Here is a 12,962-nt window from a genome sequence, read left to right as displayed (position 1 = left end):
CCTCGCTCGTGGTTCGGTGGCCGCGGTGAGCGTCCCGCGCCCGTGACCCACGCCACGACCGTCGGCTGTCGGAGGAGCGCCCGGCCTCCGTCCTCCCTTTGTCGAATCAGCTCCGGCCCTCGAGCAGCTCCAGCGCGCGCAGCCCCTGGTGGAGCACGAGCCGTTGGCGGCCGTCGTCGAGGTCCACGCCGGTGATCTCGCCGATCTGTCGCAGCCGGTAGTACAGCGAGGTGCGGTGCAGGTGCAGACGCTCCGCGGTGCGCGGCACCGAGCCCGCGAGGTCGAGGTAGATCTCCAGGGTCGGCCGCAACCGCCCGCCCGACTCGTGGTCGACCAGCCGGCGCAGGGCGTCGGGCACGAGGTCCGGGGTGAGTGCCTCGTCGGGCAGGCGGAGCAGGACCGCGTGGTCGGCGACGTCCTCGTACCGGGCGACCCCGCCGTGCCGTGGCAGGAGCCGGGCGCCCCGGGCGGCCAGTTCGGCCTGCGCCCCGGAGCGCCCGGCCGCGTCCAGGCCCGGGACCTCTCCACCGAGCCCGACGACGACGTCGGCCCTGGTCCCCAGGGCGTAGCCCACCCCGACGGCGAGCCGGCGCGCCGCGGTGACCTCCGCGTCCCGGTCGCCGGGGCGGGCCGAGACGACGACCAGCCGGACCCGGCCCCCGGCGGCGACGGCGACCCCGCGTCGGGAGCCGCGCCGCAGGTGCGCGGTCGCCGCCGTCCGCAGGACCCGCGTGACCTCGCCCGCCCGCACGGGAGCGCGGGCGACGATCGTCGTCACCGCGGCGACGGCGAGGTCGGGCAGCCCTCCCGCGACCAGCGCACGGCGTGCCTCCGCGCGCTCGTCGGGGCCGCCGTCGAGCAGGGCGGTGGCGTGCCCCTCGGCGGTGGCCGACGTCCGTGTGGCCTCCAGCTCGCGGTCGGCCAGACACCGTGCGATGACGTCCGCGGCCTCGCGCAGCCGCTCGAGCTCGGCGGGGGTGAGGGAGCCGTCGGCGTCGATGACGAGCAGCAGTCCGAGCAGGCGGGAGCCCTGCCGCACCGGGACGCAGCAGCGCGAGCGCAGCTCCAGGGCCGGCTCCGCGGGGATCACTCCGGGCCCGGTCCACTCCGCCACCCCGAGCCCGAGGACGTAGTCGGCCACGTCGGTACCCGGGTCGCGCTGCAGCACCGCCCGGACCCGCACCGGGTCCTCGTCGGCGAAGTGCCGCGTCGCGTTGAGCAGGTGCATCCCGGGGTCGTTCACGACGACCGACCGTCCCAGCTCGTCCGCGAGCTCGTCGACGAGGTGCTGGACCTCGTCGACGGTGCCCGCCCGATGTGTCATCGCCCCTCGCCTCCCGTCGCCGTCATGTTCCTACAGAACGAGGAGGAGACCGACGTCGCTCGCGTCAGCGGGCGGTCGCAGGCCCCGGCCCGGGGCGGGCACCGTCGTCGACGTCCGGACGGTCAGCGAGCGGGGGGTCGACGATGCCCGATCTGCAGGGCCGGGTGGCCGTGGTGTTCGGAGCCGGCTCCAGCGGATCGGCGATGAGCAACGGCCGGGCCGCCGCGCTGACCTACGCCCGCGCGGGAGCGGCCGTCGTCGCCGTCGACCGCGATGCCGGGCAGGCCGACCTGACGGCGGAGCTCGTCGTCGAGGACGGCGGGCGGGCGATCGGGGTGCGCGCCGACGTGACCGACGAGGGCGACGTGATCGCGGCCCTCGCCACGGCCACGAACGCCTTCGGGCCGCCGCGGATCATCCACAACAACGTCGGGGTCGCGACGCCGGGTGGCCTCGTCGACCTGTGCCGCTCCTCGTGGGACCGGGCGCTGGCGGTCAACGTGACCGGGGTGTTCCTCACCAGCAAGCACGCCGTCCCGCTGATGATCGCGGCCGGCGGCGGCGCGATCGTCAACGTGTCGTCGGTGGCCGCGATCCGGCACCCGGGCTACGACTACCCGGGCTACATGGCGGCAAAGGCCGCGGTCGACCAGCTGACGGTCTCGATCGCCCTGACGTACGCGGCCGACGGCATCCGGGCCAACGCGGTGCTGCCCGGTCTGATCGACACCCCGCTCGTCGGCGACCAGCTCGCGGACGACGGCGGTGCGGCGCGGGCCGAGCGGGACCGCCGCAGCCCCACCGGACGCAGCGGCACCCCGTGGGACGTGGCCCGCGCCGCGCTCTTCCTCGCCTCCGACGACGCCGCCTACGTCAACGGCGTCTGCCTGCCGGTGGACGGTGGCCTGACCGCCCGGTGTTAGGAGGGCGAGGTCTCACCGGCGGCCGCGCGCGCCCTGGGCGGCGTCGTCGAGGGTGACCCCGACGTGCTCGTGGAGCCACTCGCCCAGCGGATCCATCCGCCGCCAGGTCCGCGCGACCCGGTCCGCGAGCTCCGGGGTGTGCAGCTCGTCCGACGGTTCCCACGAGGTGTGCGCGAAGAGCGCGCGGTGGCGCAGCAGGTCGAGCCGCGGGTGGTCGGGGTCGGTGCCGCGCGGGCGGGTCTTGAGGCGGTCGCCGCCGAGGGTGAACCCGTCGTCGTGCAGGCTCGAGACGATCGACGCGAGCACCGGGCCGTGCCGCTCGTCGTCGACCGCCGCGCGGTAGCGCGCGACCTGCCCCGGCACCATCGCGTAGTAGCCGACCGCGACCATGATCCCGTCGGCCGAGACCTGCACGTAGTGCCCGCCCGCCGTCGCGCCGCACTGTGTCTTGTACGGCACCTTGTCCTTCGAGAACCGCACGTCGCGGTACGGCCGGAAGATGCGGCCCTCGCCGAACTCGGGCTCCAGCGTCAGCAGCAGCGCCTGCATGGGCGCGCGGACGTGGTCGTCGTACAGGTGCTTGTTGTCCTGCCAGTACGCCTTGGAGTTGTCGGCCTCGAGCCCCTCGTAGAAGTCGACCGCCGCCTCGCCGAACCCGGTGAACACGTTCGGCGAGGCTAGTACGACTCAGCGGCTGCGGCGCCCGCGCGACTCCGAGGAGAACGACGAGCTCGAGTGCACCGGCGTGGAGCCCGCGCCACCGCGGCCACCGCGACCGCCACGCCGACGACCACCGCCGCCCGCGGGAGCTCCCTGGCCGCTCGAGCCCTGGCCGGACCCCTGCGCGGCGGGGGCACCGCCGCGGCGACCGCTGCCTCCCGTGCCCCCGCCGCCACCACGGCGACGCGGCCGGCCGGAACGGGACCCCGAGCCGGAGCCTCCCGACGACGGGGCGGGCTGCTGCGGGGCGGGAGCCTCGGGCATCGTCGCGAACGGGGCCGGCTCGCCGACCAGCGCCGTGATCTCGCGGGCGCCCGGCGCGACCTGCGCGGTCCGCGGCTTGATCCCGGCCTGGCGGGTCAGCTTGGAGACCTCGCCGCGCTGATCGGGAGCGGCGAGGGTGACGACGTCACCGGCCGACCCGGCACGGGCGGTGCGGCCCGAGCGGTGCAGGTAGGCCTTGTGCTCGGCCGGCGGGTCGACGTGGACGACGAGGGACACGTCGTCCACGTGGATCCCGCGCGCGGCGATGTCGGTGGCGACGAGCACCCGGACGTCACCGTCGCGGAACCAGCCGAGGTTCCGGTCGCGGGCGTTCTGGGCGAGGTTGCCGTGCAGCTCGGCGGCGGGGATGCCGGCCGCGGTGAGCTTGCGCGAGAGCTTGCGCGCGGCGTGCTTGGTGCGCGTGAACAGCATCGTGCGTCCGAGCCCGCCCGCGAGTTCCTGCACGACGGCGTTGCGGTCGGCCGGCGACACCGTGAACACGTGGTGGGTCATGTCCGGGACCGGCTCCGCCGCCCGGTCGACGCTGTGGGTCACCGGCGAGCGGAGGAACTCCTTGACGACCTTGTCCACCTCGCCGTCGAGCGTGGCGGAGAAGAGCAGGCGCTGGGAGCCGCCCGGGGTGCGGCGCAGCAGGCGGCGCACGGCCGGGAGGAAGCCGAGGTCGGACATGTGGTCGGCTTCGTCGAGCACGGTGACCTCGACACGGTCCAGGTCGAGGATGCCCTGCCCGATGAGGTCCTCGAGGCGGCCGGGGCACGCGATGAGCAGGTCGACGCCGCGGCGCAGCGCGTTCTCCTGCGGACGCTGGCCGACGCCGCCGTAGACGACCGTCTGCTCGAGCCCCAGGGCCTCGGACAGCGGGGCGAGGGCGTCGCGGACCTGGCTCGCGAGCTCGCGGGTGGGCAGCAGGATCAGTGCGCGGGGGCGGTTCGGCCGCGTCGGGGCGTCGCAGCGCGCCAGCTTCGCGAGCACGGGGAGCCCGAAGGCGAGGGTCTTGCCGGAACCCGTGCGCCCGCGGCCGAGGACGTCCTTCCCGGCGAGCGCGTCGGGGATGGCCGCGGCCTGGATCGGGGTGGGCTCCGTGATGCCGCGGGGGGCGAGGAGGTCGGCGATCGAGGGCGAGATGCCCAGGCCGGTGAACGTGCTGATGTCAGAGATGGGGAGCACCTAGCGTCGAGGTCGGGGGTTCCGCCCGGGCGTCGATCGCGGTTCGGCGAGGGCCAGGCGGCACGCGCGTCGCGGCAGTGGTGCCGACGCGCTCGCTCCCGAGTGTGGCACGGAGATCGTCGGGCCCGCGGCCGAACGTGATGAGTGTCCTCAGCGGCGCACACTGACGTGGACGTGGTCGTAGTGCCCGCCGGTGGCGTCGCTCGGGTCGTAGACCCCGCCCCCGTCGTACGGGCGCCCCCATCCGCCCTGGTCACCGGCACCGCGGGACCAGATGCGGCCCTGCCAGATGACGTAGCGCACCCCGAGCTCGGAGGCGTTCTCGCGCAGGAAGGTCGCCATCGCCCAGCCCGCCGCCAGCTCGTCGCCGACCGGGAACCGCCCGGACCGCGTCGGGAACAGGTCGCACGCCCGGCCCGCGGGGTGGTCGCTCGACGGGTTCCACGCGTGCTCGGACCAGCACGTCAGCGAGCGCAGCGGCCCGTCCGCCCCGGGCTCTCCGAACCGGGCGACGGCCGCGTCGTGCAGGCGCAGCGCGGTCGGCGTCAGGCACCCGTCCGTCGTCGGGTCCGGTTCGCTGCACGGCTCGGGCGGCGGCGGGGCGACGACTTCCCACGCGTCCCGCGCGGTGAAGCCCCGGCTCTGCGCGAACCAGACCGCTCCCGCTGCCAGCAGCCCGACGACGAGCAGGGCGGCCAGGGCGCGGGAGGCGGTGGAGGTGGTGATGTGTCCAGATTAGGAGCGTTCGTGGTGCGTGCCGGTGAGGTCAGGCCTCGCAGCGGCGACGCAGGGACTCTGCCTCGGTCTCGACGTAGCGTCGGGTCATCGACGCGGTCAGGGCGCCGAACACCGCGGCGATCCCGTGCTGCTCGAAGGTCAGGTCGACGCGGGTGCCGGAGTCGGTCGCCGTCAGCCGGTGGTCGCCGCGGGAGAGCGCGAGTCGGCCGCCGGACACCCACGAGAAGCCGCGCCCCTCGTCGACCCGCTCGACGGTCCACGTGATCGTCGGGAGCCGGGGCTGGTCGAGGCGGACCCGCGTCCCCGGCCGCAACGGGCCGGGGTCGAGCAGCGTCGCGGCCCGCAACGTCGGCGTCCACTCCGGCCAGCGCTCGACGTCCTCCACGACCGCCCACACCTCGGCGAGCGGTGCGGCGATGTCGCGGGTCGCGTGGTGCACGTCCGCCAGTGTTCGCAGTGGTGGCGGGAACGCAAGAGCCTTCCTGACGTCGGGTGGTGCGCCTAGGCTCGGCGCATGGCGGTGTACGAGTTCCGGTGCCGGGAGTGCGGATCGACCTTCGAGGTCAACCGGCCGATGCAGCAGGCGGGCGACCCGGCGGACTGCCCCGACGGGCACGCCGACACCGTGAAGCTGCTCTCGACGGTCGCGCTCGGCGGGAAGGCCCGGACCGCGCAGCCCGCGATGGCACCGTCCGGCGGTGGTGGCGGATGCTGCGGTGGTGGCTGCTGCGGGGGGTGATCGACCCCGCGCGCCTAGTCTGATGCGCATGGAGGGTGGTGCGCACTCGGCAGCGGTCGACGACTACGTCAAGGCCGTCTACAAGCTGGTCGAGTCCGAGGGCACCGCCACCACGTCCCGGCTGGCGCTGCGGCTCGGGCTCTCCGCGTCGTCGGTGTCCGGCATGGCGCGCAAGCTCGCCGACCTCGGGCTGGTCGAGCACCGCCCCTACGCCGGGCTGACGCTGACCGAGGCCGGACGACGGCACGCGCTCGCCATGTTGCGCCGGCACCGGCTGCTCGAGACGTTCCTCGTGCAGGAGCTCGGATACGGCTGGGACGAGGTGCACGACGAGGCCGAGGTCCTCGAGCACTACGTCTCCGAGACCCTGTTGTCCCGGATCGACGCCCGCCTCGGGCACCCGGAGGTCGACCCGCACGGCGACCCGATCCCGGACGCCGACGGCCGCACCGTGGAGCAGGACGCCCGGGCGCTCTCGACGTTGGAGGCCGGCCGCGGCGGGCGGCTCGTCCGCGTGGACGACGACGACCCCGCCGTGCTCCGCCACCTCAAGGAGCGGGGCTTCGGGCTCGGCAGCGAGGTGCTGATGCGCGGCCGGCACCCGTTCGGAGGGTCGTTCGTGGTGTCCCTGGGCCGGGACGACGAGGAGCACCTCCTCGGCCCCGAACTCGCCGCCGCCATGTGGGTCACGCCGCGGGAGTAGGGCGGTGGTCGCTCCGACGGTTGCGACGAACGGGCACTCAGGGCTGCCGGAACGGGCTCTGGACAGCACGGAAGACCCGTTGATCGTCCCGGGGTCGACGGGGCCCGGCTCGGCCCGACCAAGATCACCGCAACAACGAGAATCCGAGGCCTGGGCGTCCAAATCCTCTTCGTTCCGGTGATCTTGTCGGCCCTCGGGTGCTCGGACGGCGGGATCACGTGTTCGTCACGACGGTTCCGACCGCTCGTCTACCTATGTAGTTTAAGGGTCATGGGAGGCAGGAGCCTGCGGATCACGGCAGCACTGCGCGACGTGTTGGCGGTGTTCATGCTGGATCCGGAAGCCGAGTACTACGGACTCGAACTGGCCCGAGGGGCCGACCTGCCGTCGGGAACGCTCTATCCCCTGCTCGCCAGGCTCGAGGGCCGGGGCCTCGTCGAGAGCCGGAACGAGGACCCGGAGATCTACCTCGGCACGGGGCGGCCACCTCGCCGCTACTACCGCCTGACGCGGGACGGTGCGGCGCTGGCGGCAGAAGCCCTCACCCCGCGGCGCGCAGGACGACGAGTCTCGCCTCGTCCAGGCACGTGACCAGGGCGTCGGGACCGCGGAGGGTGACGCTGGTCGGCGAGGAGCAGACCGGGACGGTCGCGGTGGCGGCGGCCGTGCGGGTGTCGACCGCGGTCACGGTGCCGCCGTCCACGTCCGCCGTGTAGAGGTGCTCGCCGTCGGCGGACCAGGCCACGTGCTGCGGACCGCGGCCGACCGGCACCTCGGCGACGACCCGGTTCGTCCGGGTGTCGATCAGGCTGACCGTGTCGCCGTCGTAGTTGGCGACCGCGACCTGGGTGCCGTCCGGCGAGATCGCCAGCGCGTGCGGGCTGCGGCCGACGGGCACGGTCGTGCGGGTCGAGGCGTCCGGGCCGAGGACGCTGACGAGGTTGGACTCGTGGTTCGCGACGTAGGTGCCGCCGGCGCCGAAGGCGACCCAGTGCGGGTTGGGCGCGACCGGTACGCGCCGCGCGACCGCATTCGTCGCGAGGTCGACGAGGTCGAGGGAGCCGGTCTCGTGGCTCGGCACCCACAGCGTGCGCTGGTCGGGCGCGACGGCGAGGGCGTAGGGCTCGCGGTCCACCGGGATCGTCGCGACGACGGTGGCGGAGCGGGTGTCGATCACCTCGACCACGTCGCCGCGCTCGTCGTAGCAGCTCACGAAGGCGCGGGTGCCGTCGGCGCTGAAGGCGACGAAGCGGGGCGTCGCGACCGTCATCGGGACCGTCGCGACGATCGCCTGCCGGTCGAGGTCGACCACCGACACCACCCGGGTGTCCCGGTTCGTCACCCACCCCTGCCGACCGTCGGGGGTGACGGCGAGGTAGCCCGGGGTCGGTGGGGTCGAGATCGCGCCGACGACCAGCGGGGTCGCGGAACTCCGCAGCCCGCCCGACCCGCCCGGCGGCACCGTCGCCGCAGCGGGCGCGGGCGTCGGTCGCAGGAGCAGGGTCAGCCCGACCACGACGGCGACCAGGACCGTCACGACGAGCGCGGCCAGCAGCACCCGGTGACGACGCCGCCCGAGCACGGCGAGGCGGGGCACGCGCACCGTCGTGCCGTCGCGGCGGTAGCGCACCGGCCGGGCCGGTCCGCGCGACGGAGCCGAACCCACGGTGGTGGCATCGGCCGACGGCACGGGCCGGTCGGACGCTCGTCGCGGCGGCACCGGGAGCGGTTCCCGGGACGGTGCAGCACCCCGGGACGGGCCCACGACGGACGCGGACGACGGCGCCGGGCCGGCGGGCCGTTCCGACGCCGGATCCCGCTCCGGCGCGACCGCCGCGCGGGCCGCGTCGGCGAGCGCACCCGCCGTCGGGAACCGTCGTTCGGGGTCCTTGGCCATCCCGCGGGCGACGACCTCGTCGAGGGCCGTCGGAATCCACGGCCGGTGCTCGCTCGGGCGCGGGGGTTCCCGGTCGAGGTGGGCGTACATGAGCTCGGGCAGGTCCTCGCCCTCGAACGGCGGGCGGGCGGTGAGACACTGGTGGAGCAGGCAGGCCAGGGAGTACACGTCGGCGCGACGGTCGACCGAGCGGGCGGTGAAGCGCTCGGGCGCCATGTAGTCGAGGGTGCCGACCGTGGAGCCCGTGCCGGTGACGCGCGACGCCGTGTGTCCCGCCGCATGCGCGATGCCGAAGTCCACGACGTAGACGAAGTCCCGCGCGGTGACGAGCACGTTCGAGGGCTTCACGTCGCGGTGGATCAGGCCGTCGGCGTGCGCGGCGTCCAGGGCGTCCGCGACCTGGCCGATCAGGTCCACCGTCCGCTCGACCGTCAACGGGCCGCCGTCGCGCAACAGGTCCGCGACGGTCGTGCCGTCGTCGACGAGGCGCATGTCGATGAAGAGCCGGCCGTCGATCTCGCCGTAGTCGTGGATCGGGATGATGTGCGGGTCGCGGAGGCGCGCGGCGACCCGGGACTCGCGCCGGAAGCGCTCGACGAACTCCGCGTTCCCGCCGAACAGCTCGGGCAGGAGCTTCAGCGCGACGGCCCGGTCGCGCTCGGTGTCGACGGCCTCGTAGACGTCGCCCATGCCGCCGGAGCCGATGAGACGGCCGAGCCGGTACCGCCCGAACTCCCGCCCGTCCATCGCACCCCCCGTGGATCTCCGTTCGCGACAGCGTCCACGGCGGTGCGCGACCGGCGCAACCGACTCCCGGATCGCGTCGGCCCTGCTGTGGTGCATGCCGGTCGCCCGGGACGGGGAAGAGAAGCGACGAGCATTCCCGACGACGAGGAGGACCCGTGGCGCCCCAGCCGCCCGACCCGTACAGCTTCCTGCCCGACGTGGCCACCTTCGAGGTGACCTCCACCGACGTCACCGACGGCCAGACGCTCCCGACGGCCCAGGTCAGCGGGATCATGGGTGCCGGCGGCGAGGACGTGTCGCCCCAGCTCGAGTGGTCGGGCTTCCCGGAGGGCACGAAGAGCTTCGCCGTCACCTGCTACGACCCGGACGCCCCGACGGCCAGCGGGTTCTGGCACTGGGCGGTCACCGGCATCCCCGCCTCGACGACGTCGCTGCCCGCGGACGCGGGGGACCCGGAGAAGGGCCTGCTGCCGCAGGGCGCGGTGACGTTGGCCAACGACGCAGGCGCCCACCGCTTCATCGGTGCCGCGCCGCCCGGGGGCCACGGCCCGCACCGCTACTTCTTCGTCGTCCACGCCGTCGACGTGGAGGACCTCGGTGTGGGGGAGGACGGGAGCCCGGCCTTCCTGGGCTTCAACCTGTTCTTCCACTCCATCGGGCGCGCGATGATCACCCCGACCTACGAGGTGCCCGGCTGAGTCCGAGGCCGGCCCCGGAATGAACGAACGGCACTCTCGCGCGCACAGAAGCTGCGAGGGTGCCGTTCGATCGTCCGGGGACGCGCGTCAGCGATCGAGGATTTCCTCGAGGAACGACTCCAGGTCGAGCGGCCGCCCGGCCACGTCCTCCAGTCGGGGAGCGGGGCGCAGCTCGGCGGTGGCCTCCTCGACGGCCTGGCACACGACGGCGAGCTCGTCGGCCCCCAGCACCCGGAACCCGCGCGTCACGCCGTTGTACGGCCGACGCCACTCGAGGGCGGTCAGCTCCGTGTCCTCGATCTCCCACATCACGACGCGATTGCCCATCCAGGGCACCGAGGTCGTCGGCATCGCCATCACCTACCTGATCCCGTGCTGGAAACTCGTGTGGCCGCAGCACTGGGGCGACCGCGCCAGGATGACCCGAACGGCGGTGTCCCGACACGGAGAAGTGGGCTCGCTGACAGGCGACGCGGGTCACGCCCCGAGGTGGAGCCGGCGGTGCAGCTCCCGGACCTCCTCGGCCAGACCCGGCGCCGGGCCCTCCACCAGCACGCCCGGGGCCACAGCCGACACGGGCAGCGAGGCCACCGGACCGGGGCCGGCGCCGAACTCGGCGAGCCAGCCGCTCAACTGCTCCGACGAGCTGGCGTACACGATCCGGCCGAGCCCGACCCACGCGTGCGCGGCGGAGCACATCGGGCAGTGCTCGCCGGAGGTGTAGACGGTCGCTCCGGGCCGGTCGGCCTCCGGGAGCGTCTCCGCCGCCCACCGGGCCAGCGCGAACTCCGGGTGCAGCGTCGGGTCGCCGCCGGTGTTCACCCGGTTCCGGTCCTCGGCGAGCGCGGTGCCGTCGGCGCCCACCAGCACGGAGCCGAAGGGTTCGTCCCCGGCGTCGAGCGCCTCGCGGGCGAGCTCGACGCAACGGCGGAGGTGGACCAGGTCGGCGTCGTGCATCAGAGCCGTTCCAGGCGCAGCGGCAGGTGGTCGGCCGGCGTCGGGCCGGTCGTCAGGCCGATCGGCATGACGTAGTCGTCCGGCACGCTCCAGCGGAAGCGCCGCAGCATCGCGTGCATGATCGCCTTGACCTCCATGCCGCCGAAGTGCAGGCCGATGCACTTGTGGACCCCGCCGCCGAACGGCATCCACGCGAAGCGGTGCGACTTGTCCTCGGCGCGCTCCGGAGCGAAGCGGTCCGGGTCGAACTCGTCCGGGCGGTCCCACCACGGCTCCATGCGCTGCGAGGCGTGGATGCCGAGCGACATCAGCGTCCCGGCCGGGATGTGGAAGCCCTGCAGGTCGGCGTCGCGCACCGTGATCCGCGCGAGCTGGCCGACCGGCGCGTACATCCGCAACGTCTCGCGCATCGCGAGGTCGAGCGAGACCAGGGAGTCGAGATCGGCCATCGAGCCGGTCTCCCCGAGCGCGAACGACTCCTCGCGCAGCTTCTCCTGCCACTCCGGGTTCTTGGCGAGCAGGTAGCTCATCATCGACAGCGTGATCGTCGACGTGTCGTGGGCGGCCATCAGCAGGAAGATCATGTGGTTGACGACGTCGTCGTCGGAGAACGTCTCGCCCTCGTCGCTGCGCGCCCGGCACAGCACGCTGAACATGTCCCGGCCCTCGCCCGCCCGCTTGGCGGGGATCTGCGCGGTGAAGTAGTCCTCGAGCACCGTCCGGCCGTCCAGCCCCCGCTTCCACGAGCCGCCCGGGACCGGCGCACGCACGACCGCGACCCCCGCGTGCACGGTGTCGACGAAGGCGCGGTTGACCCGGTCCGCGCGCGGGCCCAGCTCGTCGCCGACGAAGACCTCGGTGCCGATGTCGAGCGTCATCTGCTTGATGCGCTCGTAGATGCGGACACCGTCGCCGGTGGTCCAGTCGTCGAGGCTGCGGGAGATCCGGGGGGTCATCACGTCGAGGTACTCGCCGAGGCGCGCCTTCGTGAACGCCTCCTGCAGGATGCGCCGGTGCGTGCGGTGCTCCTCGAAGTCGAGCAGCATCACCCCGCGTCGGAAGAAGGGCCCGATGAAGAAGCCCCACCCGTCGGCGTTGCCGAAGTACTTGTCCTTGTTGACGAGCACCTGGCCGATCGCGTCCGGTCCGAGCACGGCCACCATCCGGCGGCCGAACGCGCCGCTCCACGAGACCGGTCCGTACTGCTCGTAGCGCTGGCGGGCGAACCCGAGCATGTCCGACGCGAACTCCAGCGACCGCCCGACGAACGGGGCGCCGGGGTCCCCGGGCACCGCCCGCAGGTCGCTGCCGGGCGGCGGGGGTGCCAGTGGTCCGGGGGTCGAGGGCACCCGGCCCAGGACGGAGGCGACCGTCTGTTGGACGCGCAGCGGCAGGGGGGTCGTCATCGTTCCTCCCGGGGACGGGCCGATTCGGTGCGGTGCTGCTCGGCCGCGGCCACCACGAGGCGGGCGCAGCGGTGCAGGAGGGTGTCGACGTCGGCGCCCAGCCGGCCGTCGAGCCAGAAGCCGACGGCATCGACGACACCGCCGGTGAGGACGGTCGTGGTCAGCTGCAGGTCCTCGGCGCGCAGCTCGGGGTGTGCGCCGGCGATCAGCCGGGCGAGGAGGGCGGCGAACGCCGCGATCGTGTCCTGACGGCGGCCCGCGAGCTCGCGGTGCCCGATCGCCTCGCGGTAGAGGCGGGCGACGCGGGCGTCCTCGCCGAGCAGCGTCGTCGTGGCGGCGATCGCCGCCCGGGCGCGCGCCTCGAGATCGGTCGGGGCGACGACGTCCGCGGCCCGCACCGCGAGGTCCAGCGCGTCGGCCGCGACAGCGTCGAAGAGCGCCTTGAGCAGGTCCTCCCGGCGGGCGAAGGACTCGTAGAAGTAGCGCTCGGTGAGCCCGGCCTCGCGGCAGACCGCGGTCATCGTGAAGTCGCCGATCCCGCGCTCACCGATGACGTCGAGGGCCGCCTCGAGCAACCGCGCCCGCCGCTGCGCCGCGCGCTCCGCGGCGCTCGCGCCCTGGAACGCCCGGGTGGCCACGCGAGCATCCTGACAGAGCG

General features: G+C 74.2%; 15 protein-coding genes. 5 read left to right on the top strand and 10 right to left on the bottom strand.

The features are described 5' to 3' along the window. Nucleotides 1-106: 106 nt before the first annotated feature. On the bottom strand, nucleotides 107-1,324 hold the full coding sequence (locus QRT03_RS00580) for a PucR family transcriptional regulator (protein ID WP_286050480.1): 1,218 nt from the start codon (nucleotides 1,322-1,324) through the stop codon (nucleotides 107-109). 143 nt (nucleotides 1,325-1,467) lie between these two features. Here QRT03_RS00580 and QRT03_RS00575 point away from each other — a divergent pair, with 143 nt between their 5' ends. Further along, complete coding sequence (locus tag QRT03_RS00575) at nucleotides 1,468-2,247, top strand: SDR family NAD(P)-dependent oxidoreductase (RefSeq protein WP_286050479.1); 780 nt, start codon at nucleotides 1,468-1,470, stop codon at nucleotides 2,245-2,247. Between the two features lie 12 nt (nucleotides 2,248-2,259). On the opposite strand, the gene QRT03_RS00570 is transcribed toward QRT03_RS00575, so the two are convergent. The 4 genes from QRT03_RS00570 to QRT03_RS00555 all read right to left on the bottom strand — a co-directional run bounded on the left by QRT03_RS00570 (nucleotide 2,260) and on the right by QRT03_RS00555 (nucleotide 5,596). Beyond that, nucleotides 2,260-2,913 carry a DUF2461 domain-containing protein gene (locus tag QRT03_RS00570; RefSeq protein ID WP_286050478.1) on the bottom strand — a complete coding sequence of 218 codons (654 nt, stop codon included), beginning with the start codon at nucleotides 2,911-2,913 and terminating at the stop codon, nucleotides 2,260-2,262. Between the two features lie 21 nt (nucleotides 2,914-2,934). After that, nucleotides 2,935-4,419 carry a DEAD/DEAH box helicase gene (locus QRT03_RS00565; protein ID WP_286050477.1) on the bottom strand — a complete coding sequence of 495 codons (1,485 nt, stop codon included), beginning with the start codon at nucleotides 4,417-4,419 and terminating at the stop codon, nucleotides 2,935-2,937. 150 nt (nucleotides 4,420-4,569) lie between these two features. Beyond that, nucleotides 4,570-4,968, bottom strand: a complete 399-nt coding sequence (locus QRT03_RS32305; protein ID WP_486598980.1) for a VldE C-terminal domain-containing protein — start codon at nucleotides 4,966-4,968, stop codon at nucleotides 4,570-4,572. A gap of 217 nt (nucleotides 4,969-5,185) precedes the next feature. After that, nucleotides 5,186-5,596: an SRPBCC family protein gene (locus tag QRT03_RS00555; RefSeq protein ID WP_286050475.1), complete on the bottom strand. Its 411-nt coding sequence runs from the start codon at nucleotides 5,594-5,596 to the stop codon at nucleotides 5,186-5,188. Between the two features lie 75 nt (nucleotides 5,597-5,671). Between QRT03_RS00555 and QRT03_RS00550 the strand changes: the two genes are divergently transcribed. From QRT03_RS00550 to QRT03_RS00540, 3 genes are all read left to right on the top strand, one after another. After that, nucleotides 5,672-5,896 (top strand): FmdB family zinc ribbon protein, encoded by a 225-nt coding sequence (locus tag QRT03_RS00550; RefSeq protein WP_286050474.1) that lies wholly within the window; start codon nucleotides 5,672-5,674, stop codon nucleotides 5,894-5,896. A 28-nt stretch (nucleotides 5,897-5,924) separates the two neighbouring features. Next, nucleotides 5,925-6,599, top strand: a complete 675-nt coding sequence (locus QRT03_RS00545; protein WP_286050472.1) for a metal-dependent transcriptional regulator — start codon at nucleotides 5,925-5,927, stop codon at nucleotides 6,597-6,599. 270 nt (nucleotides 6,600-6,869) lie between these two features. Beyond that, nucleotides 6,870-7,190, top strand: coding sequence for a PadR family transcriptional regulator (locus QRT03_RS00540; protein WP_286050471.1), 321 nt, complete (start codon nucleotides 6,870-6,872; stop codon nucleotides 7,188-7,190). Here the strand turns inward: QRT03_RS00540 and QRT03_RS00535 are convergent. Next, complete coding sequence (locus QRT03_RS00535) at nucleotides 7,141-9,243, bottom strand: serine/threonine-protein kinase (protein ID WP_286050470.1); 2,103 nt, start codon at nucleotides 9,241-9,243, stop codon at nucleotides 7,141-7,143. The genes QRT03_RS00540 and QRT03_RS00535 overlap by 50 nt on opposite strands. Nucleotides 9,244-9,398: 155 nt before the next feature. Between QRT03_RS00535 and QRT03_RS00530 the strand changes: the two genes are divergently transcribed. Next, entirely contained in the window at nucleotides 9,399-9,941 is a 543-nt protein-coding gene (locus QRT03_RS00530) for a YbhB/YbcL family Raf kinase inhibitor-like protein (protein WP_286050469.1), read from the top strand. Nucleotides 9,942-10,028: 87 nt separating this feature from the next. On the opposite strand, the gene QRT03_RS00525 is transcribed toward QRT03_RS00530, so the two are convergent. The 4 genes from QRT03_RS00525 to QRT03_RS00510 all read right to left on the bottom strand — a co-directional run bounded on the left by QRT03_RS00525 (nucleotide 10,029) and on the right by QRT03_RS00510 (nucleotide 12,942). Next, nucleotides 10,029-10,292, bottom strand: coding sequence for a hypothetical protein (locus tag QRT03_RS00525; RefSeq protein ID WP_286050467.1), 264 nt, complete (start codon nucleotides 10,290-10,292; stop codon nucleotides 10,029-10,031). Nucleotides 10,293-10,418: 126 nt separating this feature from the next. Then, nucleotides 10,419-10,898, bottom strand: a complete 480-nt coding sequence (locus QRT03_RS00520) for a nucleoside deaminase (RefSeq protein ID WP_425604761.1) — start codon at nucleotides 10,896-10,898, stop codon at nucleotides 10,419-10,421. Continuing rightward, nucleotides 10,898-12,304: a cytochrome P450 gene (locus tag QRT03_RS00515; protein WP_286050466.1), complete on the bottom strand. Its 1,407-nt coding sequence runs from the start codon at nucleotides 12,302-12,304 to the stop codon at nucleotides 10,898-10,900. The genes QRT03_RS00520 and QRT03_RS00515 overlap by 1 nt, the downstream gene beginning before the upstream one ends. Continuing rightward, complete coding sequence (locus QRT03_RS00510) at nucleotides 12,301-12,942, bottom strand: TetR/AcrR family transcriptional regulator (protein WP_286050465.1); 642 nt, start codon at nucleotides 12,940-12,942, stop codon at nucleotides 12,301-12,303. Before QRT03_RS00510 ends, QRT03_RS00515 begins: the two co-directional genes overlap by 4 nt. Between the last annotated feature and the right edge of the window lie 20 nt (nucleotides 12,943-12,962).

This window comes from Actinomycetospora termitidis, assembly GCF_030286555.1.
GTDB classification, from domain to species: domain Bacteria; phylum Actinomycetota; class Actinomycetes; order Mycobacteriales; family Pseudonocardiaceae; genus Actinomycetospora; species Actinomycetospora termitidis.
Note: the sequence above shows the minus strand (reverse complement) of the source record. Positions and strands in the feature narration are given on the sequence as shown.